This is a genomic window from Pseudomonas sp. PS01299 (assembly GCF_029960145.1).
Taxonomy (GTDB): Bacteria; Pseudomonadota; Gammaproteobacteria; order Pseudomonadales; family Pseudomonadaceae; genus Aquipseudomonas; species Aquipseudomonas putida_A.
In genome coordinates, this window is the sequence record NZ_JASCPO010000274.1 from 1 (window position 1) to 6902 (window position 6902).

A 6902-nucleotide genomic window follows, 5' to 3' on the forward strand; every position below is an offset into this window, starting at 1 on the left:
GGCTTGCTCGCGAAAGCGGTATAACAGTCGACAGATGTGTTGAATGTTGAAACGCCTTCGCGAGCAAGCCCGCTCCCACATTTGATTTGGGCCAAGAGAAAGATATGGGTCAGTCCGTGAGTGATCTGCCTTCCCGGCTTCTGCGCAATCTTACAGCTTGGCGCAACGCCAAGGCTTGGCGCGTGGCTTTCTCCGGCGGTCTGGATTCCACCGTCCTCCTGCATCTGCTGGCCCATCTCGCAAAACACCATTCCCTGCCGGCGCTCAGCGCCATCCATATCCACCATGGCCTCCAGGCTGCGGCTGATGCGTGGCCGGCGCATTGTCAGTCGGTCTGCGATGCGCTGGGTGTGCCGCTGCACGTGATGCGGGTGACGGTGCAACCCGGCGCCAGTCTTGAAAGAGCGGCGCGGGAGGCGCGGTATGCGGCGTTCGCATCGCAGACCGAGGCTGGGGATTTGTTTCTGACAGGTCAGCACCGTGATGATCAGGCCGAAACCCTGTTGTTTCGCTTGATGCGCGGTGCCGGCGTTCGCGGTCTTTCGGCGATGCCGGCGCAGCGGCCGCTGGGGCAGGGCACGCTGGTGCGGCCATTGCTCGACATCACGCGCGCCGAGCTTGAGGCTTACGCCCGCGCGCATCAGTTGCACTGGATCGAAGACCCGTCAAACCAGGATCCGCAGTTCTCGCGCAACTACCTGCGCCATCAGGTGCTGCCGTTGCTCACCGCGCGCTGGCCGCAGGCGCAGGCGAGCATGGCCCGCAGCGCGGCGCACCTGCGTGAGGCGCAAGGCCTGCTCGATGAGCTGGCGCAGCTCGATCTCGCGCAAGCCGCCACGCCGAGCGAGCTTTCATGGCTGGGCCTACCGTCGCTGGGGCTGGCGCCGCTGACGAGTCTGTCCGCCGCTCGTCAGCGCAATGCACTCAGCCACTGGCTCGAACCGCTGACCCGGTTGCCCGACACTGACCATTGGTCGGGTTGGAACGACCTATGCGGTGCTGCCAACGATGCTTCGCCGATCTGGCGTCTGGCCGACGGTGAGCTGCATCGCAGCGCCGGCCGGGTATGGTGGTTGAGCGGAGGCTGGCTGCGGGCGCCAGCGGTCAGCGTCGAGTGGCCTGACCCGTCGACGCCGCTACGCTTGGCGAATAACGGGCGTGTCATGTTCAGCGGGCAGACTCCCGTCGGGCCGCTGCGCATTGGCTATCGGCAGGGCGGCGAGCTGATGCATCTGGCGGGGCGCGGCCACCGCGATCTCAAGCGCCTGCTCAATGAGCGCGCGGTGCCGGGCTTCGTCCGTGGCAGATTGCCGCTGCTGTTTCGCGGCGCAGAATTGCTCGCCGTGGCGAACCTGCCGGGCCTTGACGGGCAGGGGCCGGACGGCTGGAAATTGCATTGGCAGCCAACAGACGAAGATCAAGGTTTGAGATGAAAGGGGCATTCCGGTAGACTACGCTCCCTTCTTGATACAACTTCTGTGGATTCGCCTGAATTGCAGGAGTTGCCGATTACCAAGCAGTCTTTGCTGGGCGATTCCAAAAAATGTGTAGCGAGCAACGTACCGGTGTTTCATCTGCCGGTCTGTCCCAACGCGGCGGTTTTTTTGAAAGGTGCACTGTGATTAATGCAGGTGATCGGGGGCTTCGGCCTTCCTTCGCTTTCCCCGGCGGCTCGTACCGCTTTAACGCAGACTTCTAGGGTTTTTCATGACGCGCTACATATTCGTCACGGGCGGTGTTGTTTCTTCATTGGGGAAAGGCATTGCCTCGGCTTCATTGGCGGCCATCCTGGAGGCGCGGGGGCTTAAGGTCACCATGCTTAAGCTGGATCCGTACATCAACGTCGACCCGGGCACCATGAGCCCGTTCCAGCACGGTGAAGTGTTCGTCACCCACGACGGCGCCGAGACCGACCTGGACCTGGGCCACTACGAGCGGTTCATCCGCACGACCATGACCCAGAACAACAACTTCACCACCGGTCGTGTCTACGAGCACGTGCTGCGCAAAGAGCGCCGTGGTGACTACCTGGGTGCAACCATCCAGGTGATTCCGCACATTACCGACGAAATCAAGCGTCGCATCATCAAGGGTGCCGGCGATGCCGACGTGGCCCTGGTGGAAATCGGCGGTACCGTTGGCGACATCGAATCGCAACCGTTCCTCGAAGCCATCCGTCAACTGCGGGTGGAAGTCGGCTCCAAGCGCGCGATGCTGATGCACCTGACGCTGGTTCCGTACATCGCCACTGCCGGCGAAACCAAGACCAAGCCAACCCAGCACTCGGTCAAAGAGCTGCGTTCGATCGGCCTGCAGCCAGACGTGCTGATCTGCCGCTCCGACCATCCGGTGGATGTGTCGTCGCGTCGCAAGATCGCGCTGTTCACCAACGTTGAAGAGCGTGCGGTGATCTCCCTGGAAGACGTCGACACCATCTACAAGATTCCGGCCGTGCTGCACGCTCAGGGTCTGGACGATTTCGTCGTCGAGCGTTTCGGCCTGCAATGCAATGGCGCCGACCTGTCCGAGTGGGAAAAGGTCGTCGATGCCAAGCTCAATCCAGAGCACGAAGTGACCATCGCGATGGTCGGCAAGTACATGGAACTGCTGGACGCCTACAAGTCGCTGATCGAAGCGATGAGTCACGCCGGTATCACCAACCGTACCAAGGTCAACCTGCGTTACATCGATTCCGAAGACATCGAGAACCAGGGCACTGCGCTGCTCGAAGGTGTCGACGCGATCCTCGTTCCGGGCGGCTTCGGTCTGCGTGGCGTGGAAGGCAAGATCACTGCCGTTCAGTACGCTCGTGAAAACAAGGTTCCGTACCTGGGCATCTGCCTGGGCATGCAAGTGGCGGTTATCGAGTTCGCCCGTAACGTGCTGGGCTGGAAAGACGCCAACTCCACCGAATTCGATCGCGCCAGCGGCCATCCGGTCGTGGGTCTGATCACCGAGTGGGAAGACGCCACCGGCGCGGTTGAAGTGCGTACCGAAGCGTCCGATCTGGGCGGCACCATGCGCCTCGGCGCTCAGGAATGCCTGCTCGAAGCCGGCTCCAAGGTGCACGATTGCTACGGCAAGGATGTGATCGTTGAACGTCACCGTCACCGCTACGAAGTGAACAACAACCTGCTGCCACAAATCATCGAAGCCGGCCTGAAAATCTCCGGTCGCTCCGCTGATGCCGCGCTGGTTGAAGTGGTCGAAGCACCGGATCATCCATGGTTCGTCGCTTGCCAGTTCCACCCGGAGTTCACCTCGACGCCACGTGACGGTCACCCGCTGTTCAGCGGTTTCGTAAAAGCAGCGTTGGCTCAACACCAGAAGAAGGCGTAACCCGATGGCACAGAAGATCATTCGCGTTGGCAACATCGAAATCGCCAACGACAAACCCATGGTGCTGTTCGGCGGCATGAACGTGCTGGAAAGCCGTGACATGGCCATGCAGGTTTGCGAAGAGTACGTGAAGGTCACCGAGAAACTCGGTATCCCTTACGTGTTCAAGGCCAGCTTCGACAAGGCCAACCGGTCTTCTGTGACTTCATATCGTGGTCCTGGCCTGGAAGAAGGCATGCGCATCTTCCAGGACATCAAACAAGCCTTCGGCGTGCCGATCATCACCGACGTCCACGAGCCTGATCAGGCCGCGGTCGTCGCTGAAGTCTGCGACATCATTCAGCTGCCGGCCTTCCTGTCGCGCCAGACCGATCTGGTCGTGGCGATGGCCAAGACCAACGCTGTGATCAACATCAAGAAAGCCCAGTTCCTCGCGCCTCAGGAAATGAAACACATCCTGAACAAGTGCGTGGAAGCGGGTAACGATCAATTGATCCTCTGCGAGCGTGGTTCGAGCTTCGGCTACAACAACCTCGTGGTCGACATGCTCGGCTTCGGCATCATGAAGCAGTTCGAGTACCCGGTATTCTTCGACGTGACTCACTCGCTGCAAATGCCTGGCGGTCGTTCCGACTCCGCCGGCGGTCGCCGCGCCCAGGTCACCGATCTGGCCAAGGCCGGCATGAGCCAGTCGCTGGCCGGTCTGTTCCTCGAAGCGCATCCGGATCCGGACAACGCCAAATGCGACGGCCCTTGCGCCTTGCGTCTGGACAAACTGGAGCCATTTCTGGCCCAGCTCAAAGCCTTGGACGAACTGGTGAAGAGTTTTCCGACGGTAGAAACCGCGTAAAGCTCAATTCTCCGGTAAAGTACCGCACGATTTGTCGCACATGCCCTCGGGCATGTGCGTTGTCGTCTGCAAGCTGCCCGCTGCACACCACTTGCCGACGGTCAAAAGATTTCCTCTAGCTGCGTCGTTTTCGTCAACTTTGGAGTGTTTACAACAATGGCAAAAATCGTCGACATCAAAGGTCGTGAAGTTCTCGACTCCCGTGGCAATCCCACCGTGGAAGCGGACGTGCTTCTCGACAACGGCATCATCGGCAGCGCCTGCGCGCCTTCCGGTGCATCCACTGGCTCGCGTGAAGCGCTCGAGCTGCGTGATGGCGACAAGAGCCGTTACCTGGGCAAGGGCGTGCTCCAGGCAGTAAAAAATATCAACGGTCCGATCCGCGATCTGCTGCTGGGCACCGACCCAAGCGACCAGAAAGCCCTCGACCACGCGATGATCAAGCTCGACGGTACCGAAAACAAGGCAACCCTGGGCGCCAACGCCATCCTCGCCGTTTCCCTGGCTGCGGCCAAAGCGGCTGCACAGGATCAGGATCTGCCACTGTACGCACACATCGCCAACCTGAACGGTACCCCGGGTGTGTACTCGATGCCGGTGCCGATGATGAACATCATCAACGGTGGCGAGCACGCCGATAACAACGTCGACATCCAGGAATTCATGGTGCAGCCGGTTGGCGCCAAGACGTTCTCGGAAGGTCTGCGTATGGGCACCGAGATTTTCCATCACCTCAAAGCTGTGCTGAAGGCCCGTGGCCTGAGCACCGCCGTTGGCGACGAAGGCGGTTTCGCACCGAACCTGGCGTCCAACGAAGACGCGCTGAAAGTGATCTCCGAAGCCGTGGCCAACGCCGGTTACAAGTTGGGCACCGACGTGACCCTGGCGCTGGACTGCGCGGCGAGCGAATTCTACGAAGACGGCAAGTACAACCTGTCCGGCGAAGGCCAGGTGTTCACCGCTGAAGGTTTCGCCGACTACCTGAAAGGTCTGACCGAACGTTATCCGATCATCTCGATCGAAGACGGTCTGGACGAGTCCGACTGGGCTGGCTGGAAGATCCTCACCGACAAGATCGGCGAGAAGACCCAACTTGTTGGCGACGACCTGTTCGTGACCAACACCAAGATCCTGAAAGAAGGCATCGATAAAAAGATCGCCAACTCGATCCTGATCAAGTTCAACCAGATCGGTACCCTGACCGAAACCCTGGAAGCCATCCAGATGGCCAAGGCTGCCGGTTACACCGCCGTGATCTCGCACCGTTCGGGCGAAACCGAAGATTCGACCATCGCCGACCTGGCCGTGGGCACTTCGGCTGGCCAGATCAAGACCGGTTCGCTGTGCCGTTCCGACCGCGTTTCCAAGTACAACCAACTGCTGCGTATCGAAGAGCAGTTGAATGGCAAAGCCAAGTACAACGGTCGCTCCGAGTTCCGCGGTTAAGCAGTAGATGGTAAAAAGACACCGGATTGTGTCGGAAAAGTCGTGACAGCGATGGATTTGCCACTAATCTGATGCCTTACATGCACAAGCCTGGATCTTCCAGGCTTCGTGCTATCAGACGTTTCAAAGTTTTGGCGTGGCTGTCTTTTTTCACTGGATACCTGATATTCGATGCGCAGTCCTTACTGGTTGTTTCTCGTTTTGCTCTTGCTGCTGGCCGGTCTGCAGTACCGCCTGTGGGTGGGCAATGGCAGTCTGGCGCAGGTCGCCGAGCTGAAGCAGCAGATTGCTGATCAGCACGCCGAGAACGAAGGCCTGCTGGAGCGCAATCGGGTGATGGACGCCGAAGTCAGCGAGTTGAAAAAAGGCATGGAGACCGTTGAAGAGCGGGCTCGCCATGAGCTGGGCATGGTCAAGGACGGTGAAACCCTTTACCAGCTCGCGCAATGATCGATTCCCTGCCGGCCTTCTGGGCCGTGATTCCTGCCGCGGGCGTCGGTGCCCGAATGGCCGCGGACCGTCCCAAGCAATATCTGCAACTGGGCGGGCGCACAATTCTCGAACACAGCCTCGGCTGTTTCCTTGATCACCCGAGCCTCAAGGGGCTGGTGGTCAGTTTGGCGGTTGATGATCCTTATTGGCCAAACCTGGCTTGCGCCAGCGACTCGCGGATTCAGCGGGTCGAGGGCGGCACGGAGCGTTCCGGGTCGGTGCTGAACGCTTTGCTGCATTTGCATGCGCAGGGTGCCGATGACGATGACTGGGTGCTGGTGCACGATGCGGCACGGCCCAACCTGAGTCGCGACGATCTCGACAAGTTGCTGGTTGAACTGGCGGATGATGCCGTCGGCGGTCTGCTGGCCGTGCCGGCGCGCGATACCCTGAAGCGGGTCGACAAGCACGGTCGTGTGCTTGAAACCGTGGATCGCAGCGTGATCTGGCAAGCCTATACGCCGCAGATGTTCCGTCTCGGTGCCTTGCATCGGGCGTTGGCCGACAGTCTGGTGGCGGATGCGGTGATTACCGATGAAGCCTCGGCGATGGAGTGGGCCGGTCTGGCGCCGCGCCTGATCGAAGGGCGAGCGGACAACCTCAAGGTCACCCGGCCTGAAGACCTGGAGTGGTTGCGTCAGCGCTGGGCCAATCGCCGCTAAGTGCTGTGTTGCCTGTTCTGCCGCCTTCGCGAGCAAGCTCGCTCCCACATTTGATTCGCGCCTGACACCCAATCTGCATCCACTGCGGATCCCCTGTGGGAGCGGGCTTGCTC

Annotated in this window: 6 protein-coding genes; all 6 read left to right on the forward strand. The window is 60.3% G+C overall.

The window, feature by feature from the left end; all coding sequences use genetic code 11:
- The first annotated feature begins 104 nt into the window (after window positions 1-104).
- The 6 genes from tilS (at window position 105) to ispD (ending at window position 6789) form a co-directional block, all read left to right on the forward strand.
- Window positions 105-1433 (forward strand): tRNA lysidine(34) synthetase TilS, encoded by a 1329-nt coding sequence (tilS, locus tag QMX91_RS27495; protein ID WP_282413675.1) that lies wholly within the window; start codon window positions 105-107, stop codon window positions 1431-1433.
- 274 nt (window positions 1434-1707) lie between these two features.
- Window positions 1708-3339, forward strand: a complete 1632-nt coding sequence (locus tag QMX91_RS27500) for a CTP synthase (protein ID WP_003222153.1) — start codon at window positions 1708-1710, stop codon at window positions 3337-3339.
- Between the two features lie 4 nt (window positions 3340-3343).
- A complete protein-coding gene (gene kdsA, locus QMX91_RS27505) occupies window positions 3344-4189 on the forward strand; it encodes a 3-deoxy-8-phosphooctulonate synthase (RefSeq protein ID WP_098967470.1) in 846 nt (281 codons plus the stop codon).
- Between the two features lie 156 nt (window positions 4190-4345).
- On the forward strand, window positions 4346-5635 hold the full coding sequence (gene eno, locus QMX91_RS27510) for a phosphopyruvate hydratase (RefSeq protein WP_098967472.1): 1290 nt from the start codon (window positions 4346-4348) through the stop codon (window positions 5633-5635).
- A 171-nt stretch (window positions 5636-5806) separates the two neighbouring features.
- Complete coding sequence (gene ftsB / locus QMX91_RS27515) at window positions 5807-6085, forward strand: cell division protein FtsB (RefSeq protein ID WP_007964293.1); 279 nt, start codon at window positions 5807-5809, stop codon at window positions 6083-6085.
- The gene (ispD, locus tag QMX91_RS27520) at window positions 6082-6789 is read left to right on the forward strand and encodes a 2-C-methyl-D-erythritol 4-phosphate cytidylyltransferase (protein ID WP_027611041.1); all 708 of its coding nucleotides are present in this window, start codon (window positions 6082-6084) and stop codon (window positions 6787-6789) included. The genes ftsB and ispD overlap by 4 nt, the downstream gene beginning before the upstream one ends.
- Window positions 6790-6902 lie beyond the last annotated feature (113 nt).

Excerpts from the sequence above, each read along its gene's own strand:
- tilS (WP_282413675.1), top strand. The coding sequence starts at position 105 with ATGGGTCAGTCCGTGAGTGATCTGCCTTCCCGGCTTCTGCGCAATCTT.
- QMX91_RS27500 (WP_003222153.1), top strand. The coding sequence starts at position 1,708 with ATGACGCGCTACATATTCGTCACGGGCGGTGTTGTTTCTTCATTGGGG.
- kdsA (WP_098967470.1), top strand. The coding sequence starts at position 3,344 with ATGGCACAGAAGATCATTCGCGTTGGCAACATCGAAATCGCCAACGAC.
- eno (WP_098967472.1), top strand. The coding sequence starts at position 4,346 with ATGGCAAAAATCGTCGACATCAAAGGTCGTGAAGTTCTCGACTCCCGT.
- ftsB (WP_007964293.1), top strand. The coding sequence starts at position 5,807 with ATGCGCAGTCCTTACTGGTTGTTTCTCGTTTTGCTCTTGCTGCTGGCC.
- ispD (WP_027611041.1), top strand. The coding sequence starts at position 6,082 with ATGATCGATTCCCTGCCGGCCTTCTGGGCCGTGATTCCTGCCGCGGGC.